We start from the raw sequence: 21782 nt of genomic DNA on the forward strand, positions 1-21782 counted from the left end.
ATTACACCATGAGTGACCACAGTCAGGCACATATTGAGCAGCGCGAGTTGCTACGGCAGGCAATTGCGGGCTTGGATGCTGTCCTGCCGATCCAAGCGCCTTTGCAGGATTTCGTCCACTTTAACCCGCTGATGAATTACGAGCATCTGCCGTTTGAGGAAGCCCTGCGCACCGTGTATGCGCAAACTGGCTCATTGGGTTATCTGCCTGCCAGTGAATACCGGCGTTTCTACCAGCAAGGGCGTATCAATCGCCTCGACATTTGCAGCATCCTTGATACCGAAGTTGATAAAGCCGACGACAAAGATATTTGGCTGACGGTGCTGGCGAATAACATCAAAGCCATTTCTTTCCAGCAAATGCGTTGGCAGGTGGAAGAAAACCGCGCATTGGAATGTTTCCAGTCGGATGTGCCGTTTGAACAGCGCGAAAAACTGCTGGAAGCCGCAGGGCAAGATGAAGCCTGCGCAATCCGCAATCTGTGGGAAACCTGCCTGCAACGGCTGGAACTGAATTACGACCTGCCGCACCCGGAAGCCTTACTCAATTTACGTTTAGCTGACATCAATGAAATCTGGAGCCGGATCAAGCAGCAAGGCCAAATCGGTAAAGCTATCCCGGATGCGGAAGCCCTGATCCATAGCGAAGGCCGCGAGCTGTTGCACAAGCTTGTGGATCAGGTCGGTAATGGCATTACCTTACGCACTTTGCTGAAGAAGCTGACCGGCGTGGATGTGATGGAACAGGTATTGCCGCAACTGGGGCGTTATCTGGCAAGTTGGCTGGATCAGGGCGTGGCAGGGTTGAGGGCAGAGGGTGAAGGTTTCTACGCTTACTGGCGTGCCGCCGCATTGCAAGACATCACCCCGTGGCTGGAGGGGATGGATAACTGGGGCGATTACCTCGATTCCCTGCATGACGACCCGTTGGAAATCATTCATCAGGAATTGATGCGCATCGGCATCGACAAGCAACACTGGGATGATTACCTACGTTCATTGGCGTTGGAACTGCCGGGTTGGTCGGGCATGTTCAACTGGCGGGCAAAAAATCCGGGCTATCTCGGCTTGCCTGCGGTCAATCAGATGGAAGATTATCTGGCGGTGCGGCTGGTGTTGGAACACTTGTATTGCCGCCGTTTGACCAGCGAATCGTGGCAGGTGGATGCCAGTACCATCGGTATCCGGGGCTACTTCCACCACAATGAGGACGAGTTTTTTGTCCGCTACCATGCCTATAACGCCACTTTGCCTGAATACCTGCAACAGCTTGCCCAGCAATTCCTTGAAAGCCAAGAAGACATCCAGCCGCTGGAATGGCATCAGCTTGCCCACCAAATCCTGACGTGGAACCTTGCCCCAGAAACCGTGATTCCGGTCGGAACTGACATCTACCGGAAGGCATGGCGACTGTTCCACCTTGCCCAGCACATGGGAATGGATGCGCAGCGTTTCGCGCAACTGGAACGGGAGCGGATCGACCGCTTGTTGAGTGTTTTGGAAGCACTGGATGACCCCAATACCAGCGGTTACTTGTGGTTACGGGCGTATGAACACCACTTTCAGGAAGAAATTTTCAGTGCGTTGCTGAATAAGCACATGACCCCTCACCCCCAAACCCCCGCACCCAGCCCCTTGCAGGGTCGTCCCTCAAGGGGCGAGGGGGCTTCACCCGTTGCCCAACTGATTTTCTGTATGGATGACCGCGAGGAAAGTGTGCGCCGCCATCTGGAAGAACTTGCCCCGGAACTGGAAACCTTGGGCGCGGCGGGCGTGTTTGGTTTGCCCAATAACTGGCGTTCGTTGGATGGTTGCAAGCCGATCAAATTGGCGCAGCCGGTGGTGACGGCAGTGCATGAATTCCGCGAAGTGCCGACTGCCAGTGGGCAACAGCGCTTACCACTGCACCGGAAACGCCAGCGTGCCATCGAATGGCTCAAGCGCATGAAAAACCATTGGATGCGCCACGGGGTGCTGGAAACTGCGCTGGCATTGCCAGTACTTGCTCCGTTCGCCTTGCTGGAATTGCTGGGGCGCAGTTTGATGCCGTCGGCTTACCAGCGTTTCATGGCTAAGATGCAGCGTAAGGCCAGTTTGCCCGTGCAGGCGCGTGTTGATTACACCGCCCGCGAAGCGTTGGAATGCCCGAGTGCCGCGCAAAACCAGATTGGACTGAGTGCTGAGGAAAAGGTGGCTAAGGTCGCGGCTTTCCTCAAACTGACGGGTTTTACCAGCGGCTTTTCCCCCTTGGTGGTGTTGATGGCGCACCGTTCGCGCCATTTGAATAACCCGCATATCCTTGGCTACGGTTGTGGGGCGTGCAGCGGGCGTTTCGGCGGGCCGAATGCGCGTGCTTTCGCCGGGATGGTGAACGAGTTGGAAGTGCGGGCGCAACTGGCTGCCCAGCATGGCATCAGTATTCCTGATGAATGCCGTTTCATTGCCAGCGAGCACGATACCACCAGCGATGATATTGACTGGTTTGATACGGATTTGATCCCCGCCAGCCATCAAGCGCTCTTCCAGCGGGTGCGGCAAGCAACGGAACAGGCGGTGCGCCAGTCTTCACACGAACGTTGCCGCAAGTTTGCTTCCGCCCCGACGAAATTATCCCCAGCACAGGCCAAACGCCATGTGCAAGCACGGGCGGCATCCCCCGACCAAGTGCGGGCGGAATTGGGGCATCAAGGCTGTGCGGTGGCTTTCATCGGCCCGCGTAGCTTGAGCAAAGGCATTTTCTGGGATCGGCGCTCCTTCCTGATTTCCTACAACCCGCACAATGACCCGGAAGGGCGGATGCTGGAAGCGCAATTGCAAGGCAACGGCGTGGTCGGGGTCGGTATCCAGATGGATTACTATTTCTCGCGGATGCAAAGTGGTTACTTCGGTTCCGGCAGCAAGGCTACGCATAACCTGACGGGGCTGTTCGGGGTGATGGAAGGGGCTTCCAGCGATTTGCGCACCGGCCTTGCCCAACAAATGGTGGAATTGCACGAACCGATGCGCTTGCTGGTGGTGGTGGAAGCCGAACCCGAAACATTGGGGCTGATTTACCAGCGCCATGCTTATTTGCGGCAGTTGCTGGACAATGATTGGGTATTGTTGGCAGTGAAACCGCCCCACAGCAATGAAATCCAGCAGTTCAAGCCGGGGGTAGGCTTTGTAAAGTGGCAGGGAATGTTGCATAAATTACCGCAAGCCAACAGTTCGGCGGAATGGTATAGCGGGCATCACGGGCATTTGTCGCCTGCACAAATTGGTGGGGAGGTGGCTTATGCCTGATTGGATAGTCTTACTGGTTCCCGGTTTGCCGTTGCTTGCCGCTTGTTGGATTGCGTGCGGTACGCTGTTTGGCTGGAGCCGGGGTGAGGAAGGCGAACGGGGGACGGTATTTGCCGCGCAACTGGCGGGTTTCCTCAGCCTATTGCTGCTGTTGGTGCTGGACGGGGTATTCGCTTTGGGTGACGGCGCGGCGCGGCAGCTTGTGCTGTTCCCGTGGCTGCACAGTGGAATGTATACGGCTTATATCAGTTTCACCCTCGATGCCTTGAGTTTGAGCGTGGCGACGGTCATCGCGCTGATTACCCTGCTGGTAACACGTTTTTCGGTCAATTACTTGCATCGGGAAGCGGGGTTTCAGCGGTTTTTCATGGTGCTGGCGCTGTTTGCGGCGGCGATGCAACTGATTACGTTGGCAGGCAGTGCGGTGCTGGCATTTGTCGGTTGGGAATTGGCGGGGGCGAGTTCTTACTTGCTGATCGGTTACAACTGGCAGAGCAAGACCGCGACCAATAATGCCACCCGTGCGTTCGTTACCAACCGGCTGGGGGATGCGGGCTTCATGCTGGGGATGTTCATGGCGTTTACGTGGTTTCGCAGTACTGAATGGAATGTCTTGCTAGCACCATCGTCGGGTGTTCCGAGCCTGATGATCGGGATTACCGCGCTGGGTTTTATGGCGGCGGCTTTGGTGAAATCGGCGCAATTTCCGTTTTCGGCGTGGATTACGCGGGCGTTGGAAGGGCCGACGCCTTCGAGTACTGTGTTTTATGGTGCGGTAATGGTACACGCGGGCATTTACCTGTTATTGCGCATCCACCCCTTGTTGGAACAAGTGCCTGCCTTACAATACCTGCTGATGTTGGTGGGTATTTTGACCATCTTGTATGGTTGGTTAGGCGGTATGGTGCAAACTGACATCAAGACTTCGCTGCTATTTTCTACCTTGGGGCAAACCGGCTTGATGTTGGTGGAAATCAGCGTCGGCTGGTACACGCTGGCGCTGCTGCATCTGTTGTTCCACGCGGTGTGGCGGGCGTACCAATTCCTGCATTCGCCATCCTTTGCCTTGCATGTGGATTGGCAGGCAGCACCCAAAGCCCCCGCATGGTTGGGGCGTTGCCATTGGTTACACGTTGCCGCGTTGCAACGTTTCTGGCTTGACCCGCTGACCGATTGGTTGCTGGTGAAACCGACCCAAGCCTTGTCGCAGGAAACCCAAGTATTCGACGGGCAAATTCTGGATAAGCTCAGCGGTACGCCGATTTACCACAGCGGCATTTCCTCACTGGCAGAAATGCAGGCGCTCCAGCAAGGCACATTGCGTTTGGAAAGTAGTATCGGGGTGGGTTCCGGCTTATTCGGCAAGCTCATGCAGTGGGCGGCGGAACAACTGGAGTGGCTGGAACAACGCTTGTTGCTGCAACAAGATGGCGGTAAGGCCAAGGAAACCTTGGAGGTTTTGGGGCGTTATCTGGACAGGATTGACCGTTTGCTGACCCAACCGCGTTATTTGGTGCTGTTGGTGGCGGTAACGCTGGTGGTGATTTTCTAGGAGTAGCTTAGCGATGACGTTTACTGAAATTCCAAGTTCCACGCCGTTGTTGGCAACCTTGCAATTGCTACCGTTGCTGACCGGGCTGATCCTGATCCGGGTTCGTGGGGAAGCGGCAATGGCGCTGGCGGGGATTGCTTCTGTTGCCGAAATGTTACTGGCGCTGAGCTTGTATGCCCGCTTTGACATCCATCAGCCTGCTGGGGTGATGCAGTTTGGCGAACAGTTCCAACTTTTGGGGGCGCTCCACTACCATGTGGCGGTGGATGGCATCGGGGTGTTGTTCCTGTTGCTGACCAGTGTGTTGGGCTTGTTGAGCGTGGTGTTCATCCTGATCCGCAAGCTGCATGAAAGCGCGGTGTTGGCGGCGATGATGATGATCCAAGCAACCTTGGTCAGCCAGTTTGTCACGGTGGATATGCTCTGGTTTACCTTGATGTCCTTGTTGGAAATCTTGCTGGTGGCGTACATCACCAAACGCTGGCCTACTTTCCATGACATCCAACCGACTTTGGCGCGGTTCCTGCAATTCATGGCAGTGGGGCTGCTGCTGCTGGCATTTGGCACACTGTTGCTGGGTTGGAGCTACGCTGACGCCAATCACGGGCAGTGGAGTTTCAGCCTGTACGATCTGGCGAACCTGCATTTCGGGCAAAAGAGCATGATCGGGACGTTGGTGTTCTTTTCACTGTTCTATGGCTTGGGGGTGCGCATTCCGCTGTTCCCGCTGCACGGCTGGCTACCGAGTTTCATGATCCACGGCAATGTTGCGGTGGCACCGATTTACCTACTGGGGCTGAAAGTGGGGGTCTACGGGCTGTTGCGCTTTGTGTTCCCGATTGTGCCGGAAGCGGTGCAGGAATGGCACGTTATTGCCACCATCTTTGCTGCCAGTGGGGTGTTTTACGCAGCGTTTTTGGCGATGCGCCAACAGACTTTGCGTGAAATGCTGGCGTTTGCGGTTATCAGTCATACCGGGATTTTGACCCTCGGCTTGTTCAGTTTGCACCCGATGGGCTTCCGGGGAAGTATCTTGCTGGCGCTGAACTTTGGGGTGGCGATTACCGGGCTGTCGTTGATGACGGGCATGGTGTGGCAGCGTACCCGTACTACCCGTTTGAGTAAGCTGGGTGGTTTGCTGGATTACATTCCGATTGTGGGGCTGGCATTCTTGGTCGCGGGCTTGGCGATTGTGGGGATGCCGGGAACGCCGGGTTTTGACGCGGTGCATTTCGTGTTGGAAGGCTCAATCAAAAGTTTCGGGGCATTGGCAACGATTGCCGCTGCACTGGGGAACTTGGTGGCGGCGGGCTTCCTGTTGCGGGCATTCCAACAGGCGTTTTTGGGCAACGCGGCGGTGGATACGTCGCGTTGGGATACTTGCCCAACGTATCCGGCGGAAATGTTCATGGCGGGTCTGGTGATGCTGGTGATTGTCGGCGTAGGGTTTTATTCCGCACCGTGGACGGCGTTGATTGCCGAGCCAGTGAACGGGTTGGCGGGGTTGTTTCCGGGTTTGAATCTTGAAGGCTTGCACGGGGAGGCACACTAATGACGCTATTAGGTATGGATTTTCCGTGGTTGAGCTTGCTGTTGCTGATTTTGCCACTGGGTGCGGTGCTGACAGGTATGATGCCGGGGCGTGAAGCACGTTGGGCGGCGTTAACAACGGCTGTCTTGGTGCTGGTCATCAGCCTTCTCGTGGTCGTGCAGTTTGACCCCACGCAAACGGGGTTCCAGTTTATGGAAACCACCCCGTGGATGCCTGATTTGGGTATTGCTTACCGTCTGGGGGTGGATGGCCTGTCGGTGTTGTTCCTGCCGTTCACCGCGCTGCTGTTTATTGGGGTGATACTGGCGTCGTGGAATGCGATTCGCACCTTGCCGCGCATGTATTTCGCGCTGCTGTTGGTGCTGGAATGTACCATCCTAGGGATTTTCACCTCGCTGGATACCATCCTATTTTTCTTGTTCTGGGAAATGACCTTGTTGCCGCTGTTTTTCCTGATCAGCTTGTGGGGCAGTGGCGCGAACCGGCGTTATGCAGGGGTGAAATACAGCCTATTCATGCTCGCGGGCGGTTTGCCGATCTTGGTTGGGTTTGTGGTGATGGCGATTAATAATCCGGGTGGGATGAGTTTCGCCTACACCGATTTGCTGCAAAACAGCCGTGAACACGGGGTGCAGGTGACGGTATTTTTCCTGTTGCTGGTGGGTTTTGGGGCAAAAGTGCCGCTGTTCCCGCTGCATACGTGGTTGCCAGTGGTGGCGCAGGAAGGCCCAGCGGGCGTGGTTGCGCTGCTGACAGGTTTGAAAGTGGGGGCGTATGGTTTGCTGCGTTTCGCTTTGCCCTTGGCTCCCGATGCGGCGCGTGAATTCCAGTGGGTGCTGGTAGGGCTAGGGATGATCGGGGTGCTGTATGGTGCGGTAGCCGCTTTGAGCCAAACCAGTTTGCGGCGCATGTTAGCGTTTTCCAGCTTGAGCCATGTCGGACTGGTGGTGCTGGGGATTGCCGCATTCAGCCCGCAGGGGATTCAGGGGGCGGTGTTCCAATTGCTGAATTTCACGCTGGTGGCGGGTGGTTTGTTCCTGATTACCGGCTTTTTGCACCAGCGTACCGGGTCGACCGAAATCCTCAGCTTGGGTGGTGTGGCGAAATCCATGCCTTTGCTGGCGTCATTCTTCTTCTTCCTTGGCTTGGCGGGGATTGGGATGCCTGCGACTAGCGGTTTCCCGGCAGAATTCTTGCTGATCGTGAGTATTCTGGAAGTGCATACCGGCGCGGGCCTGGTGGTACTATTCGTGGTGATCCTCGGAGCGGCGTATTTCCTCAATTTCTACCGCAAGGCATTTCTGGGCGAAGCGCAACACGACATCATCCGCGATGCCCCGGATTTGAAAAAACGTGAACTGGCAGTGCTGTTGGTGTTGGTGTTACTGGTGTTGGTGTTTGGTTTCTATCCGCAAGGAATCTTAGACATGACGCAAGCCAGCAGCCAGTACTGGGTAACGTTGATGTTGCCGCCGGGAACGACGCCATAAGGTGAGGCAATAAGATACTGGCTACTGCTTCCAGCTTCTATCCACAGGGGAAGTGGGATATAACCGGAACCAGCAGCCAGTAGAGGGTTGGCCTGATGCGGTGGTGGATTACCGCACGTCACGCACCAGACGGACATATTTTCCGCCAGCTTTGAATGATTGGAATGGCTGGCCTTTACTAAAGTCAACGCTCCATGCATTAGGATCGGATTGGTTACTCGTCCATACGCTCTGTGCTGGCATCAGTGGAAAAATGCTCAGGTTTACGGCTGGATTCTGGCATTGCCTTTCCACGATGCTGCTTAATTCTTTAACTGTAGGCAACCGCCATCCGCGTTGGCCTGCGAAGCGCGTCGTGTCAGCAACTTGCGCTTGCTGCATAGCGAACTCCCACGTCATGCGGCTGGCTTTGCCGTAGCAGCCTCTGCCTTCTTGGCCTTCAAGGCATTGTTTCCATATCAGGCCAGTTTGTGTGTCTGTCACCGTGCCATCACGATGCTCGATAAAGCGTTGGGATGCTGCCGCCGCGTGCAAACTGGTGAGGCACTCTTGCGCCATAACCGGATAAGCACTACAAAAAAACAGGATGCTGCCGCCCCACGCACGCAAGAATGCTTTTTTGGTCATTTTCATAGTTGTTGTTACCAAGCAAGTTGAGAATCTATTGATTTTTTTAACGCTAGCCCAAGCGCTTACCATTTGTTGAGTAAGTCGCAAGCGGTATAAAATTGGTTCAAACGATTTTATTAATAAGTTAAATTTATCACTGATCCGCGCCCGTCATAAGTATCAATTAGTAAGCGTGCGCTCAGGTGAGTTATCAGGAAGGCTTTATTTTGAGCAATATCAACCCCCAATTGATGCAGTGGTTGGCGGCGACAGGCTTTGAGCGGTTGCCGGGTGTGTTTGTTACCGGCACAGATACTGGCGTGGGGAAAACGTGGGTAAGCACTAGACTTATCAAAGTGTTACGCGCTATCGGGCGGGATATTACGCCGCGCAAACCGGCAGAATCGGGCTGGTCAGATACGGATGTTACCTTGAGTGATACCTGGCAACTCTCCCAGGTTGCTGGGGTTAACCCTGAAATGGTTTGTCAAAACCGCTTCCGCGCCCCACTTTCACCGCCACGGGCAGCGTTATTGGAGGGGAAGCACTTACAGATTGGGACGCTGGTGCAACAGTGCCGTGAGGGGCTGTCAGCGGGACAGTTTTTGTTAGTGGAAGGCGCAGGCGGGTTTTATTCCCCGCTTGCCGATGATGGTTTGAATGCTGACCTTGCCGTCGCACTGGGCTTGCCGCTGCTGGTTGTGGCGGAAGACCGTGTGGGCTGCATCAACCACATTTTGCTGGTGGTTGAAGCTGCCCAGCGGCGTAACTTGACGGTGGCGGGTATTGTTTTAAACCAGCGCCAGCCCGCCCCCGCAGGCATGGACAACGCCACTGACTTGCGCGGGTATATCAGCATCCCAATCCTGCCTGCGCTAGCGCTGGGTTAATCACTTCTACGGTAAGTTTACCGTGGGACTTGCACCATTATCCGCACAGGTGAAGGTGGCAGATTCTTGGGTGCGGGCAGCGCTGTAAGGGTTAAGGTTAAAACCGCCGCTGAGCTTTGCTTTGTAGGTAATGCGTAACTTGCTCAACGCGCCGCCGACGTGTTCGAGGTTACGGCTCCACTCCCACAGCACGCCGTCTTGCAGCACTTGCTCAATCCGTGCTTCGGTGCGCCATTGGTTAGCGGCGAAATCAAAATAATCGACTTGGGTTACTTTCGCGGTTGTGCCAGTCTGATTGGCAATTTTAATGTCGAAATTGTTGCAACGGTCGCCAGCAAAAGCCGCTACATTTCCGAGCAGCAGTCCCGCACCCCACACGCTTGTTGCCAGCGCTTGCCAATAGTTCATGGCGGCATCCTCCGTGAGCTGATGAATGAGGGACGGGAAACAGCGTCCCTGCCATCCAGCCCGCATCCCTTGCGGATTGTTTCCCGACCCATAACGCTAATGTACGTGGATGGCGCGGCGGGAACAGTGAACTATTTCACACTTAGGCAATAATCGTGGGCATAGCGGTGGCGTTTGATTGGGTATTGGTGCTGGTGGCGGCAAAGTTGAGCTGCCATTCCATGTCATTACTGGAACTGGCGTATTCCAGCGCCCGTGCGCGGCTGATCTTGCTGTCTTTGTAAAGCTGGTAGAGCGATTGGTCGAAGGTTTGCATCCCATCCGTGGAGCCTTTGGCAATGATGTCTTTCAAATCACCAAATTGCCCCTGCCGGATCAGCTCCGCCACGTAAGGGGTGTTTATCAGCACTTCCGCCGCCAGATGCAAGCCATCCTTGTCATCGGGAATCAGCCGTTGGGCGACGATGCCGCGCAGGTTGAGTGATAAATCCATCAGTACCCGCCCCTTGTTTTCACTGGGGAACAGATAAAGTACGCGCTCTAGCGCCTGAATGACGTTAGTGGCGTGCAGGGTGGAAAGCACCAGATGCCCGGTGTCAGCAAACCCCAGCACCGCGTCGATGGTTTCGGTGTCACGCACTTCCCCAACCATGATCATGTCGGGTGCTTCACGCATGGCTTCGCGCATGGCATTGGCGTAACTTAAGGTATCAAAACCCACCTCGCGCTGCCCGATGATCGACTTTTCATGGTGAAAGGTGTACTCAATCGGGTCTTCAATGGTCAGGATGTGCCCGCTGTGGCGTTCATTACGGTACTGGATCAGCGAGGCCATTGAGGTTGATTTGCCGGAACCCGTGGAGCCGACGAACAGGATCAGCCCTTCCTTACGCATCACCAGTTCTTTCAGTACTGGCGGCAGTTTGAGTTCTTCCGGCGAACGGATGTCGGAACGGATATGGCGGATAACCATCGACACTTCCCCGCGCTGGAAGTAGAAATTCATGCGGAAACGCCCAACCCCGCGCAGTGAGAAACCCTTGTTCAACTCGCGGTCGTTAAAGAACGACTCAATTTCGGTAGCAGTCAATAATTCTTCGGCCAGTTGGCGGATATTGCCCGGTTTCATCGGTTCGCGGCTGATGTGCTTGAGTTTGCCGCGAATCTTGAGCGAGGCGTAAGCGCCGGTGGTCAGGTACAGGTCAGATGCGCCTTGTTTCACCATCATCATGAGTAAGGGACTGATGCGTAGGTCGTTTTCGCTTAAAGTGTTCATTACGCTCTGTTCTCTAGTGGTTCGATGACCATGTTATCCAACCCCTTGAAGAAATCATTGTCTTTGGCAAAGCGGCTTTCCAGCTTGAGCCGCAGGCGTAAATCGTTTTGTGAATCGGCGTGGCGCATCCCTTCGTGGACGGTGATTTTACGGGCTTCAATCAAGTCGAACAGGGCTTGGTCGAACGTGCGCATCCCGTGCTCGCGGGATTTGGAAGTCAGGTCTTTCATCCCCGGTACATCGCCTTTCATGATCAGGTCAGCCATCAGTGGGGTATTGATCACCACTTCCACCGCTGGCAAGCGCCCGTCTTCCTTGGCTTTGCGCACCAAGCGTTGGGAAACCACCGCTTTGAGGTTAAGCGATAAATCCATCAGCAACTGGTTACGGCGCTCTTCGGGGAAAAAGTTGATGATGCGGTCAATCGCTTGGTTGGAGCTGTTGGCGTGCAAGGTGGAAAGGCACAGATGCCCGGTTTCGGCGTAGGCAATGGCGTAGTCCATGGTCTCGCGGTCACGGATTTCCCCCAGCAAGATCACGTCCGGTGCTTGCCGCAGGGTATTTTTCATGGCGATTTCGTAACTGGCGGTGTCGATACCCACTTCGCGCTGGGTAATCAGGCAGCCCTTATGCGCGTGCACGAATTCAATCGGGTCTTCGATGGTGACGATATGTCCTTTGGAATTTTCATTGCGGTAATCGACCATTGACGCCAGCGTGGTGGATTTACCGGAGCCGGTCGCACCGACCATGATCACCAGCCCACGTTTGGTCATGGCGATGTCACGCAGTACCGGCGGCAAGCCCAATTCCTTGAAGTCAGGGATACGGTTAGGGATGTGGCGCAACACCATGCCCGCGCAACCGCGCTGGGTGAAGGTATTGACCCGGAACCGCGCTTTGCCGGGCAGGCTGATGGAAAAGTTGCATTCCATGTCCTCCTCGAACTGCTTGAGTTGGCGGTCGTTCATGATCGAACGCACCAGCATCCGCGCACTGCTTTCATTCAAAGTTTGGTTGGTCAGTGCCAGCAATTCGCTGTCAACCTTGATGGAAGGGGCGGCATCGGCGGTGACGTAAAGGTCAGAACCGCGCTTTTCCAGCATGGTCGCTAGCAGCTTGTGTACGTAACTGACGGCAGAATCACGATCCATACATCACCTCCTGTGTGGCTCAAATAGCATCGGGGTTATCGGCTTTGCGGCGGGCATCATTGCGGTCAACCAGACCTTTCATCACCAAGGATTTCAGCGACTGGTCGAGGGTTTGCATCCCATCACCTTGCCCGGTTTGCATGGCGGAACGCATTTGCGCGATCTTGTTTTCACGGATCAGGTTGCGGATAGCGCGGGTTCCGATCAGGATTTCATGCGCAGCGACCCGTCCACCGCCTTTTTTCTTCAGCAGGGTTTGGGAAATGACGGCTTGCAGCGATTCGGAAAGCATGGAGCGCACCATATCCTTTTCCGCTGCGGGGAATACGTCCACGATACGGTCGATGGTTTTGGGCGCGGAGGTAGTATGCAATGTGCCGAACACCAGATGCCCGGTTTCAGCAGCGGTCAGGGCAAGGCGGATGGTTTCCAAGTCACGCATTTCCCCGACCAGAATAGTGTCCGGGTCTTCCCGTAGTGCGGAACGCAGGGCATTTTCAAACCCCTTGGTATCACGGTGGACTTCGCGCTGGTTGACGAGGCTTTTCTTGCTCTGGTGCACGAATTCAATCGGGTCTTCGATGGTGAGGATGTGCCCGTAATCGGTGTCGTTTTTGTAATCGACCATCGCCGCCAGCGTGGTGGATTTCCCCGAACCTGTCGGCCCCGTGACCAGCACCAAGCCGCGCGGATTTTCGGAAATTTTACGGAAAATACCGGGTGCACCCAGTTGTTCCAGCGTCAACACCTTACTGGGGATGGTACGGAATACCGCGCCCGCGCCCCGGTTCTGGTTAAAGGCATTCACCCGGAACCGCGCCACGCCGGGGATTTCAAACGAAAAGTCGCATTCCCAATGTTCTTCGTAGGTTTTGCGCTGGTGGTCATTCATGATGTCGTAAACCAGCGCATGAACTTCTTTGTGTTCTAGCACCGGCAGGTTGATCTTGCGCATTTCACCATCAACGCGGATCATGGGAGGCATCCCGCCCGATAAATGCAGGTCGGAAGCATTATTCTTCACGCTAAACGCGAGCAGTTGGGTAATGTCCATTGTTGTTATTATTCCCGGCTAGGATTTTCAGGGTTTACATTCGTAGGAAATTAACATAAGCCATGACCATAGGTGAAAATATCCAGACAATCGGCGAGCGCATCCGTGCTGCCGAACAGCGTTTCGGGCGCGAACCGGGCAGCGTGCATCTGCTCGCGGTGAGCAAGAAACACCCCGCTGATGCCATCCGCGAAGCTTTAGCGGTCGGGCAAACCCTATTCGGCGAAAATTACGTGCAAGAAATGACTGAAAAAGCCGCCGAATTAGCAGGAAGCGGTATCGAATGGCATTTCATCGGCCCGATCCAGTCCAACAAAACCCGCCTGATTGCACAAACCGCCCGCTGGGTGCATTCGGTAGACAGTTTCAAAGTTGCCCACCGCTTGAGCGAACAAAAGCCCGCCGATGCGCCCGCGATCAATATTTGCTTGCAAGTAAACATCAGCGACGAAGACAGCAAATCCGGCGTACAGCCAGCGGAATTGTCCGCACTCACTGCACAAATCGCTGAATTACCGGGACTGAAACTGCGCGGCTTGATGGCAATCCCTGCCCCGGAACACGATTTCGAGCGCCAACGCGCTGTTTTCGCCCAAGTGCGGGCGTTGCAGGAAAGCCTGAATGCGCAAGGTTTCGCCCTCGATACGCTGTCGATGGGCATGACGGATGATATGGAGGCCGCGATTGCCGAAGGCGCAACGATTGTGCGTATTGGTACGGCAATTTTTGGGGTGAGGTAGGGCGCACCGATGTGTGCGCCCTCAATCGTAATTAGGCGAGGATTTCCTTCAAAAACTGTGGCAACGCCGCGCTCCCGCGATGGATTTCCGCATTGTAATACTGGGTCGGGAAAGCCAATGCCTGTGCTGCCGCTTCGCGTGCAAATTCCACCTTGCCTGCTTTCGCCGCAATCGTGCAGCTCCACCAGCCCGTTGGATAGCAAACCTGTTGGAATTGGCGTAACTGGATGTCGCTGAAACCCGCTTTGCGCATGGTGTCGTGCATCGGTTTGATGATCTTTTCGGCGTGAACCAGTGGTGACTCGCTTTGTTGGATCAGCAAACCGTTTTCGCCCAGCGCCCGCCAGCAACCTTGGAAGAATTCTTCGCTGTACAACACCGCACCGGGGCCTACCGGATCAGTGCTGTCCACGATCAGGATGTCGAGGGAACCGGGTTCAGCATTGTTGATCCACGCAATCCCGTCTTCAAACGCCAGTGTGGCGCGAGGGTCGTTGTTGGATTCGCACAGTTCGGGGAAGAACATTTCGCTGACGCGGGTCACGCGCTCGTCGATGTCAATCTGGATGGCGGATTCAACTTCCGGGTGTTTCAGCACTTCGCGCAAGGTTCCGCAGTCGCCGCCGCCGATGATGCACACGCGCTTGGGGGCAGGGTGGCTGAACAGCACTGGGTGCGACATCATTTCGTGGTAAACAAAATTGTCGCGGGTTGTCACCATCGTGCAACCATCCAGCGTCATCAGTTTGCCGAAAGTGGTGGTGTCGTAGATTTCCAGCTTTTGGAAAGGGGTCTGTTCTTCGTGGATTTTCGCTGCTTCGGTCAATTCCAGCCCGAAAATCGTGCCGGAATCAGACAGTTCAGTAAACCAGTTTGGGTTGGATGTCATGGCAGTGCCTTGCGCGTTGGTAATTCAAGGCCGCTATGATGCCACAAGCATCCGGTGGGGTGAATGTATGATCAATGAAAGATCGGTGTGCCACCGTTTAGGTTCATACCTTCCGCCCAGAAAAAGCTGTTGCCTTCCTCAGGCCGGTTAATCAGCACCATCAATACCACCCATTTGAGGCGGTCTAGGTTAAAGTCTTCGTCCTGCAATTCCAGCACGCGGTCGAGGATTTGTTCGCGGGCTTCGGGGTTAATTACGCCTGCCTGCTCTAAAAACACGAGGTAGCCTTGGCATTCGGTGTTGAGCCAGTATTTTTCTTCGGGGGAAAACATACGGGTGGCGGAACAGCGGTAAGTCACTTCCACGCGGGCGGCTTCATCGCCGAGGCTTTCCAGCCAATCAAAGGCGCGGGTAATCTCGCTATTTAAAAAGCCCGCCTGCTGTAAATAACCGTGCATGGAATTACGGTCTTCCGGCAGGTTATCACCCATGTCGGGGTAGTTATCGAAAAGGTAGAAGAGGACATCCAGCGTGTTTTCTTTCATCAGTTCCCGTTTCCCGGCCCCATTCGCATGTAGTGCCCACCACCACATGCTGCTACAAAGCCCTGTAGTTCCAGCATAAGCAGGATGGATGAAACCGCTTCGGCGGTCAAGCCTGTGTTCAGGATAATCTGGTCAATCGGTAGCGCTTCATAGCCTAACGCATCTAAAACCTGAGCGTATTCAGGGTCAATCTCGTCCAGCGGCAGGCTTGCCACCGCGCCGAGTGCCAATTGCCCTTGCGCAGGCGGCGTGGCTTTATCCTGTTGTAGCCAGACGTTCAGTTGCGGGGCAATTTCTTCCAATATGTCCGTGGCGGTTTCCACCAGTTTCGCACCTTGCCTGATCAGGTGGTGGCAACCCCGTGCCAGCGGGTTATGGATCGAGCCGGGAATGGCGAAAACTTCGCGTCCTTGCTCCATCGCGTGACGGGCGGTGACTAACGTACCGCTTTGCAGTGCTGCTTCCACGATCAGTACCCCGAAACTCATACCGCTGATGATGCGGTTGCGGCGCGGGAAATGCTGCGGGTGGGCTGCCGTGCCGATGGGGAATTCGGAAACGATAGCGCCTTGCGCGACGATGCGTGCCGCCAGCGAACGGTTACGCAAGGGATACATGATGTCCAGCCCATTGGCGACCACCGCAAAGGTATTGCCTCCGGCTTCCAGAGCGGCTTCGTGGCTGTGTGCGTCGATCCCAACCGCAAGGCCACTGGTGACGGTCAGGCCATTGGCAGCGAAATGCGCGGCGAAGGCGCGGGCGTTTTCTTTACCGCCTTGCGTGGGGTTACGGCTACCGACCATAGCGATTTGCGGGTCGTTGAGTAATTCAGGGTTGCCCAGCACGAACAGCAGCGGCGGCGCAGTGCGGATACGTTTGAGCAGTGCGGGATAATGCGGGTCTTCCGGCACGAGGATGTGGTGTTGGTCAGCAGCATTCAGCCAGTGCCAGTCCGGTGCGGCAGCATCGCGGGGTAATGCGCGGTAAGCAGCAATGCCTTCCGCTTTCAGTCCGGCTTCGCGCAAGGCATTGTCACTGGCTTGGCGGGCGTTTACGGCACTGCCGAAATGCTCCACGATGCGGCGCATACTGCCGGGGCCTATGCCTTTGGCTCGCCAGAAATGCAGGCGGGCACGTAGTTCTTCATCGGCAAGCGGGGTAGGGCTGCTCATTATGGGGCTTACGGCTCATGTGGTTAAGGATGCCACGATTGTGCGTGACGGGTATGTTGGGCGCAAACAAAACTGCTGAGCGGAAGTGCCAGCAGCTAACCTTTACCGCAGGTCAATAATATCCGCCAGCACGTCGGTTTCACCGCGTTTGCGGGATGCAGCGGCAGAATCGTAAACCACCAGTAACGTGGTTTTGCCGCCGTGTTGGAACAAGGTAATGCCTTCGGCGTGGTCATCCCCCGCATCATCGCCCTGCCCGTAATGCACATCAAAAATGGCATCCAGTTGTTTGCTGGAAACGAGGCTTTCGGCGTCAGGTTGCGCCCCGCCTTGCCAGCGGTAAAGGGCGGTGGGGCCATCAATGCTCATGGTCGGCCCCGCCAGAATCAGCAAATCATCGCCTTGCACGCACAAGTCACGCACCCCCAAACCGTCCAGTTTCAGGAAATGCTTGCGGTAAGGGCGGTTATCCGTGCCGATATTCACCAGTTTCAGGATGGACGGGTCATTGGCATCGGTGGTCACTTCCAGTTCAAGGATCGCCGCCCAACCGCGCAACACAGGCCCACGCAAACCAAGGAACAGGCGTTTCCCCGCGACTGCCAGCCCTTCGATGTCGAAGCCGTTATCCTTGCCGGGAATGTTGAGGAAGGCTTGTAAGTGCGGGTCGGAACGTAACGCGGTCATCAAGTCATTGCCGATGGCGTCACCATGCAATTGCGCGGCAGTCAGCGTTTGCCCGTGGTATTGGGCGGTTTTTTGCAAAGTCCACGTTGCACCGTCGGCGACCAGCGGGATGCGTGCCAGCAAATAACGGTTGCTAGCGCCGCTGACTTTTTCCAGTTGCTTGAACGCTTTGGCGGGCGGTTTGTCTGTTTCTGGCTTTTTGCGGACGAGGCTGTGGGAGCCAGTCAGCCATAAATAACCGTCTTGGTAAGCCAAACCTTCGGTGTCGATTTCCGCGCCACCATCTTCGGTTGCGGATGTGGATGCGGCAGGTAAGCGTAAGTAAGTTTCCAGCGCGAAACGGGTGTGGTTGGCGTAGTGCGGGCTACCGTCAGGGTTTTGCCCCTGTAAGGTGAGGCGTTCCAGATACGTGGTTTCATCGTTGACCACCCACAGGGTGTTGCCAACTTGTACGACAGCGGAAAGGGCATCCCGCAGCGCGGCATTGGGTGGGGCGAAGCTGAGGTGGGCGGAAGTGGCTTTTGACATGGGTTTCCCTACAGGTTTACGTGCTTTGTTGGATCGTCAGCAGGGCATTCATTGCCGCTGCCGCTAATGTACCGCCGCCGCGAGTGCCGTCGACCACGATGCATTCAATGCCGAGGTCACGGTGCTGTTTCCACAACTGTTGCTTGGCAGGTTCGGCAAGGATGAACCCGCGTGCTGCCGCAATCACCAGCGCAGGCGTGGGCGCACCTTCCTTGAGGATTTCCAGCAAACGGAACAGGGCGGTGGCGGATTGCCCAATCAGGATGATGCTGCCCGCCATGTACGGCTTCCAGTAATCCACAGCGGTCATGGCGCGGGTCTGCTTGCTGGCTTTGGCGTGGGAAATGACCGATGCCTTGCCGAGAAAACTCAGCGGTTCCTGATACATTAGCGCATCATCCAGCGCGTGGCTGACCAATTCTTCGTCGTAAAGGATATTGTTGCGTATTTTGATGGCCTTACGTGCTGCTTCCATTGCGCGGTCGCTGAATTGGATGTGTTGCGCCAATTCCGGGTCGCCGCAAGCATCCACCATCTGTATGACAACCTGCTGCTGGTCGGGGGTAAAACGTTCCAACGCCACCAATTCGCGTATTTTGTCGTTGTTTTGTTGGCGGATGCGTTCAGGGTCGCGCAGGTATTGCATGGGGGATTCCGGGGTTATTGGATAACGGCTGCCAGCGGGCTATCCGCCGCGATCAGGTTACGGATGTCGCGATAAGGCACGGTAAATTCCGTCGGCCCCACGGCATTAGCGGCGATTTCATAGGGGTTGAAAGTGAATGTCAGCCCATCAGCCATGACGCCAAAATTGGTATTGATGTGGAAAGCGTTGTTCTCAAACGAAAAGCCTTCCTCTTCCAAGTTGGCGGTGGGGGCAATGTTCCGCGCTTTGCGGAAAGCACTTTCACCTGCGGTATTCAGCGCACCCTCGTAGCCCGTCGCCAGCAGGTCAGCCAAGGTCAGTTGTTCCCCGGTGTCGGTGCTAAGGACGAAATAATGTTGCCCACTGGAAGGGTGTGCGCCGCCAATGTAGCTCGTTTCGGTAACGTTGAGCGTCACCAGATTGCCTTTGCCAAAGACCAGTTCGGCATTGCGTTCCAGTAGCCAGTTGCCGATAGGGCTGGGGTTCTTTTTGTAATCTGCGATGAACATGGCGGCAAGCTCTTCCGGCGTGGTCGGTTGCTTGCCTGCGTCGTCACTGAATTCTAGCACTTGCGATTGGATGAATTGGTTGATGGCATCGACAGCTTTGGGGTTAACGGAATCGTTCAGTATTTTGGGATAGCTGACTTTTACGCTGACGCACTGGGCATTGTCGAGTGTGACATCGGGGGAACCGGGGCATTTCGGGCCGTCTTGATGCTGAAATTCGATCATTTCTGCGGAAAGGGAACCCATTGAAACACTTTCATTGCCACTGGCGGGGAGTTCCAGTTTGCAACCCGCCAGCGCCAGTAACCCCGTTGCCAGCAATGTTGTTCGTAACTTCATCTGTATGCCTCCTAAAGCCAGCGCTTAACCCGCGTTTGGTACGCAAGATACGCGCTGGTAAACCTTTCTTCCAGCACTTTTTGCAGGCTGTTCAAGGCGCTAGCCGTGCAATTTCCCAGCCATCAGCGGTGCGCCGGTATTCAAAACGGTCATGCAAACGGCTTGGACGCCCCTGCCAGAATTCGATGGTATCCGGCACGATGCGGTAGCCGCCCCAAAAGTCCGGTAAGGGAATTTCGCCTGCGCTGAATTTACGTTTCATTTCATCCAACTTCATTTCCAGCAATTTGCGCGAGGTAATAATGGAGCTTTGCGCTGATACCCATGCCCCCAATTGGCTACCGCGTGGGCGTGAGGTGAAATAGCGCAGCGATTCGAGGGTGGGAACCTTTTCGGCACGTCCGGTGATTTCCACTTGCCGTTCCAGTTCCTTCCAAAACAGCAGCAGCGCGACTTGCGGGTTGGCGTTGATCTGTTGGGCTTTCTGGCTTTGGTAATTGGTGAAAAACACAAAGCCGTTGGCATCGTAGGATTTCAGCAATACGGTGCGCAGGGTGGGTTTGCCGCTGGTGGAAACCGTGGCGATTTGCATGGCGTTGGGTTCCATGACTTCTGCGTCGATGGCTTGTTTGAACCACAGGCTAAACTGTTGGTAAGGGTCAGGGTCTAGCGTGGTGCGGCTGAGACCCGCCTGCGTGTATTCGCGCCGAAGTGCGCCGATGTCCATAAGTAACTTCCCGTTGCTGCAATCAAGGCAGAGAGTTTACAACGAAAAAAAGCCAGACCCTAAAACAGAGTCCGGCTAAAAAGACACAAAGGAAGGGCTAAGACCTCTGTGTCGAAGTGGAACCCGTCAGGGTTCCAGGGGCTAACAATTCAATAGGGGCAACTGTTCCGTTTTACAACCCGTAATAGCGGGCGACATATTGCTGCTCTGCCGGGGACGCGGGTGCAGAAACAGGTATCGCTTGGCTGATATAACCTTGTTGCGGCATATAGGTTAACGGGGCATTGTTGCTCGGATAATAGGGCATCGTTGCACTCATGTAAGGGTTGCTGGTCGGTGCGGGTGCTGGCATTCCATAAGCACTGTAAGCACGATCCTGCCACGCCATATAGAGTGGGTTGTTTTGCACATTGGCACAGCCGGATAACAAAATTAAGGTAATTCCCGGCAATAACACGCTGTTTTTTATTATGTTCATTGCGTTTATTCGTTGTTGTTGGGTTTGTCTATGGGATGTATCGTGACAAAAAACGCAGGCAATGTGCAGCGTTTGCTGGATAAACGGTGTGCAAGCGGATAGGAGGAATAAAAAGGGGGATTATCGGTTAATTTTTGCCCTTTCCGTGCTGCTGGATTGCCCAATCTATGTGCTCAAGCACCACCTCATTGCTGATTTCTGCGCGGCGGGAGTGCAGCAAACGCAGCGTGGATGGATGAGCGGGCATATTGCCCAAAGCCACGGCGATATTCCGCAACCAGCGCTGATAACCGATGCGGCGGATCGCAGAACCTTCCAACTTGCGTAAGAATTCATTTTCAGTCCATTGGAACAAGTCACTGAGCAGGGCGCTGTCCAGTTGGTGGCGCACGGCAAAGTCGGCTTCGGTGGAGGTGTGGGCAAAGCGGTTCCACGGGCAAATCAGTTGGCAGTCATCGCAGCCGTAGATGCGGTTGCCCATCAAGGGGCGCAGTTCCAGCGGAATGATGCCCTGATGCTCAATGGTGAGGTAGGAAATGCAGCGTCGCGCATCCAGCGTGTAAGGCGCGATGATAGCGGCGGTGGGGCATACGTCGATGCAGGCGCTACATTGCCCGCAATGGGCAGCAAGTTCGCCAGTTTCGGGTAAGGCTAAGTCGGTGTAGATTTCCCCCAAGAAAAACCACGAGCCTGCGTCGCGGCTGAGGATGTTGGTGTGTTTGCCCATCCAGCCCAGCCCGGCTTTTACCGCAATGGGTTTTTCCAGCACTGGGGCGCTGTCAGTGAAAACGCGGTAGCCGAATGTGCCGATCTCGGCTTGCAGGTGTTGCGCGAGTTTTTCCAAGCGTTGGCGGATCAGCTTGTGGTAATCACGCCCGAGTGCGTAGCGGGAAATGTAAGCGCGTTGCGGGTGGTTGAGCAGCATTTCCGCATCGGTGCTGTCAGGCGGGAAATAGTCCATGCGCACGCTGATGATGCTGATTGTGCCGGGAACCAGTTCGGCGGGGCGGCTGCGTTTCGTGCCGTGGCTTTGCATCCAGCCCATGTCGCCGTGATAGCCTTTTGCCAGCCAGTCGTGCAAGCGTTGTTCCGCGCTGGCAAGGTCGATATTGCTGATACCAAGGGCAGCGAAGCCCAGTTGTTTGCTGAATGACTGGAGCTTACGGAGAATATCAGTGCTGTTGGGGGGCGTGTTTATCATTTCGGCATTCTGCCAGTTATCCTGAATTTTTTCGACAAATGGTCTATTTTAATGG

Annotated in this window: 20 protein-coding genes; 6 read left to right on the plus strand and 14 right to left on the minus strand. The window is 55.3% G+C overall.

Annotated features, from left to right (window positions below; translation table 11 throughout):
* Window positions 1-8: 8 nt before the first annotated feature.
* Genes PHE17_RS02465 through PHE17_RS02480 form a run of 4 tightly spaced genes read left to right on the plus strand, consistent with a single transcriptional unit; the run spans window position 9 to window position 7875 of the window.
* Window positions 9-3281 (plus strand): putative inorganic carbon transporter subunit DabA, encoded by a 3273-nt coding sequence (locus tag PHE17_RS02465; protein WP_301014226.1) that lies wholly within the window; start codon window positions 9-11, stop codon window positions 3279-3281.
* Window positions 3274-4833: a proton-conducting transporter membrane subunit gene (locus PHE17_RS02470; RefSeq protein ID WP_301014227.1), complete on the plus strand. Its 1560-nt coding sequence runs from the start codon at window positions 3274-3276 to the stop codon at window positions 4831-4833. The genes PHE17_RS02465 and PHE17_RS02470 overlap by 8 nt, the downstream gene beginning before the upstream one ends.
* Window positions 4834-4846: 13 nt before the next feature.
* Complete coding sequence (locus PHE17_RS02475) at window positions 4847-6385, plus strand: proton-conducting transporter membrane subunit (protein ID WP_301014228.1); 1539 nt, start codon at window positions 4847-4849, stop codon at window positions 6383-6385.
* Window positions 6385-7875 (plus strand): NADH-quinone oxidoreductase subunit M, encoded by a 1491-nt coding sequence (locus PHE17_RS02480; protein ID WP_301014229.1) that lies wholly within the window; start codon window positions 6385-6387, stop codon window positions 7873-7875. The genes PHE17_RS02475 and PHE17_RS02480 overlap by 1 nt, the downstream gene beginning before the upstream one ends.
* 108 nt (window positions 7876-7983) lie before the next feature.
* Here the strand turns inward: PHE17_RS02480 and PHE17_RS02485 are convergent, their stop codons facing one another.
* On the minus strand, window positions 7984-8508 hold the full coding sequence (locus tag PHE17_RS02485; protein ID WP_301014230.1) for a DUF1566 domain-containing protein: 525 nt from the start codon (window positions 8506-8508) through the stop codon (window positions 7984-7986).
* 203 nt (window positions 8509-8711) lie between these two features.
* Here PHE17_RS02485 and bioD point away from each other — a divergent pair, with 203 nt between their 5' ends.
* The gene (gene bioD, locus PHE17_RS02490; RefSeq protein WP_301014231.1) at window positions 8712-9374 is read left to right on the plus strand and encodes a dethiobiotin synthase; all 663 of its coding nucleotides are present in this window, start codon (window positions 8712-8714) and stop codon (window positions 9372-9374) included.
* Between the two features lie 6 nt (window positions 9375-9380).
* Here the strand turns inward: bioD and PHE17_RS02495 are convergent, their stop codons facing one another.
* From PHE17_RS02495 to PHE17_RS02510, 4 genes are all read right to left on the minus strand, one after another.
* A complete protein-coding gene (locus tag PHE17_RS02495) occupies window positions 9381-9782 on the minus strand; it encodes a hypothetical protein (protein ID WP_301014232.1) in 402 nt (133 codons plus the stop codon).
* Between the two features lie 142 nt (window positions 9783-9924).
* Entirely contained in the window at window positions 9925-11058 is a 1134-nt protein-coding gene (locus tag PHE17_RS02500; RefSeq protein ID WP_301014233.1) for a PilT/PilU family type 4a pilus ATPase, read from the minus strand.
* Window positions 11058-12212, minus strand: a complete 1155-nt coding sequence (locus tag PHE17_RS02505; RefSeq protein ID WP_301014234.1) for a PilT/PilU family type 4a pilus ATPase — start codon at window positions 12210-12212, stop codon at window positions 11058-11060. Before PHE17_RS02505 ends, PHE17_RS02500 begins: the two co-directional genes overlap by 1 nt.
* A 19-nt stretch (window positions 12213-12231) precedes the next feature.
* On the minus strand, window positions 12232-13266 hold the full coding sequence (locus PHE17_RS02510; protein WP_301014235.1) for a type IV pilus twitching motility protein PilT: 1035 nt from the start codon (window positions 13264-13266) through the stop codon (window positions 12232-12234).
* Between the two features lie 62 nt (window positions 13267-13328).
* Between PHE17_RS02510 and PHE17_RS02515 the strand changes: the two genes are divergently transcribed.
* Window positions 13329-14006 carry a YggS family pyridoxal phosphate-dependent enzyme gene (locus PHE17_RS02515; RefSeq protein WP_301014236.1) on the plus strand — a complete coding sequence of 226 codons (678 nt, stop codon included), beginning with the start codon at window positions 13329-13331 and terminating at the stop codon, window positions 14004-14006.
* A gap of 31 nt (window positions 14007-14037) precedes the next feature.
* Here PHE17_RS02515 and speE read toward each other — a convergent pair whose 3' ends face one another.
* From speE to queG, 9 genes are all read right to left on the minus strand, one after another.
* Window positions 14038-14895 carry a polyamine aminopropyltransferase gene (gene speE, locus PHE17_RS02520; RefSeq protein WP_301014237.1) on the minus strand — a complete coding sequence of 286 codons (858 nt, stop codon included), beginning with the start codon at window positions 14893-14895 and terminating at the stop codon, window positions 14038-14040.
* A 71-nt stretch (window positions 14896-14966) separates the two neighbouring features.
* Window positions 14967-15440 (minus strand): DUF494 domain-containing protein, encoded by a 474-nt coding sequence (locus PHE17_RS02525; RefSeq protein ID WP_301014238.1) that lies wholly within the window; start codon window positions 15438-15440, stop codon window positions 14967-14969.
* Window positions 15440-16612, minus strand: a complete 1173-nt coding sequence (gene dprA / locus PHE17_RS02530) for a DNA-processing protein DprA (protein WP_301014239.1) — start codon at window positions 16610-16612, stop codon at window positions 15440-15442. Before dprA ends, PHE17_RS02525 begins: the two co-directional genes overlap by 1 nt.
* Before the next feature lie 102 nt (window positions 16613-16714).
* Window positions 16715-17827: a DUF3616 domain-containing protein gene (locus PHE17_RS02535; protein ID WP_301014240.1), complete on the minus strand. Its 1113-nt coding sequence runs from the start codon at window positions 17825-17827 to the stop codon at window positions 16715-16717.
* 16 nt (window positions 17828-17843) lie between these two features.
* The gene (locus tag PHE17_RS02540) at window positions 17844-18473 is read right to left on the minus strand and encodes a precorrin-8X methylmutase (protein ID WP_301014241.1); all 630 of its coding nucleotides are present in this window, start codon (window positions 18471-18473) and stop codon (window positions 17844-17846) included.
* Window positions 18474-18487: 14 nt separating this feature from the next.
* Window positions 18488-19321: a DUF3298 and DUF4163 domain-containing protein gene (locus tag PHE17_RS02545; protein WP_301014242.1), complete on the minus strand. Its 834-nt coding sequence runs from the start codon at window positions 19319-19321 to the stop codon at window positions 18488-18490.
* A gap of 91 nt (window positions 19322-19412) precedes the next feature.
* Window positions 19413-20048 (minus strand): pyridoxamine 5'-phosphate oxidase, encoded by a 636-nt coding sequence (pdxH, locus tag PHE17_RS02550; RefSeq protein WP_301014243.1) that lies wholly within the window; start codon window positions 20046-20048, stop codon window positions 19413-19415.
* A gap of 172 nt (window positions 20049-20220) precedes the next feature.
* Window positions 20221-20526, minus strand: a complete 306-nt coding sequence (locus PHE17_RS02555; protein WP_301014244.1) for a hypothetical protein — start codon at window positions 20524-20526, stop codon at window positions 20221-20223.
* 127 nt (window positions 20527-20653) lie between these two features.
* Entirely contained in the window at window positions 20654-21727 is a 1074-nt protein-coding gene (queG, locus tag PHE17_RS02560) for a tRNA epoxyqueuosine(34) reductase QueG (RefSeq protein ID WP_301014245.1), read from the minus strand.
* Window positions 21728-21782 lie beyond the last annotated feature (55 nt).

It is taken from the genome of Thiothrix sp., from assembly GCF_028714775.1.
In the GTDB taxonomy this organism is placed as follows: Bacteria; Pseudomonadota; Gammaproteobacteria; order Thiotrichales; family Thiotrichaceae; genus Thiothrix.

Excerpts from the sequence above, each read along its gene's own strand:
- PHE17_RS02480 (WP_301014229.1), top strand. The coding sequence starts at position 6,385 with ATGACGCTATTAGGTATGGATTTTCCGTGGTTGAGCTTGCTGTTGCTG.
- PHE17_RS02555 (WP_301014244.1), bottom strand. The coding sequence starts at position 20,526 with ATGAACATAATAAAAAACAGCGTGTTATTGCCGGGAATTACCTTAATT.
- PHE17_RS02535 (WP_301014240.1), bottom strand. The coding sequence starts at position 17,827 with ATGTCAAAAGCCACTTCCGCCCACCTCAGCTTCGCCCCACCCAATGCC.
- PHE17_RS02475 (WP_301014228.1), top strand. The coding sequence starts at position 4,847 with ATGACGTTTACTGAAATTCCAAGTTCCACGCCGTTGTTGGCAACCTTG.
- PHE17_RS02465 (WP_301014226.1), top strand. The coding sequence starts at position 9 with ATGAGTGACCACAGTCAGGCACATATTGAGCAGCGCGAGTTGCTACGG.
- PHE17_RS02540 (WP_301014241.1), bottom strand. The coding sequence starts at position 18,473 with ATGCAATACCTGCGCGACCCTGAACGCATCCGCCAACAAAACAACGAC.
- PHE17_RS02515 (WP_301014236.1), top strand. The coding sequence starts at position 13,329 with ATGACCATAGGTGAAAATATCCAGACAATCGGCGAGCGCATCCGTGCT.
- PHE17_RS02500 (WP_301014233.1), bottom strand. The coding sequence starts at position 11,058 with ATGAACACTTTAAGCGAAAACGACCTACGCATCAGTCCCTTACTCATG.
- PHE17_RS02505 (WP_301014234.1), bottom strand. The coding sequence starts at position 12,212 with ATGGATCGTGATTCTGCCGTCAGTTACGTACACAAGCTGCTAGCGACC.
- PHE17_RS02495 (WP_301014232.1), bottom strand. The coding sequence starts at position 9,782 with ATGAACTATTGGCAAGCGCTGGCAACAAGCGTGTGGGGTGCGGGACTG.
- pdxH (WP_301014243.1), bottom strand. The coding sequence starts at position 20,048 with ATGGACATCGGCGCACTTCGGCGCGAATACACGCAGGCGGGTCTCAGC.
- PHE17_RS02545 (WP_301014242.1), bottom strand. The coding sequence starts at position 19,321 with ATGAAGTTACGAACAACATTGCTGGCAACGGGGTTACTGGCGCTGGCG.
- PHE17_RS02510 (WP_301014235.1), bottom strand. The coding sequence starts at position 13,266 with ATGGACATTACCCAACTGCTCGCGTTTAGCGTGAAGAATAATGCTTCC.
- speE (WP_301014237.1), bottom strand. The coding sequence starts at position 14,895 with ATGACATCCAACCCAAACTGGTTTACTGAACTGTCTGATTCCGGCACG.
- PHE17_RS02485 (WP_301014230.1), bottom strand. The coding sequence starts at position 8,508 with ATGAAAATGACCAAAAAAGCATTCTTGCGTGCGTGGGGCGGCAGCATC.
- PHE17_RS02525 (WP_301014238.1), bottom strand. The coding sequence starts at position 15,440 with ATGAAAGAAAACACGCTGGATGTCCTCTTCTACCTTTTCGATAACTAC.
- dprA (WP_301014239.1), bottom strand. The coding sequence starts at position 16,612 with ATGAGCAGCCCTACCCCGCTTGCCGATGAAGAACTACGTGCCCGCCTG.
- queG (WP_301014245.1), bottom strand. The coding sequence starts at position 21,727 with ATGATAAACACGCCCCCCAACAGCACTGATATTCTCCGTAAGCTCCAG.
- PHE17_RS02470 (WP_301014227.1), top strand. The coding sequence starts at position 3,274 with ATGCCTGATTGGATAGTCTTACTGGTTCCCGGTTTGCCGTTGCTTGCC.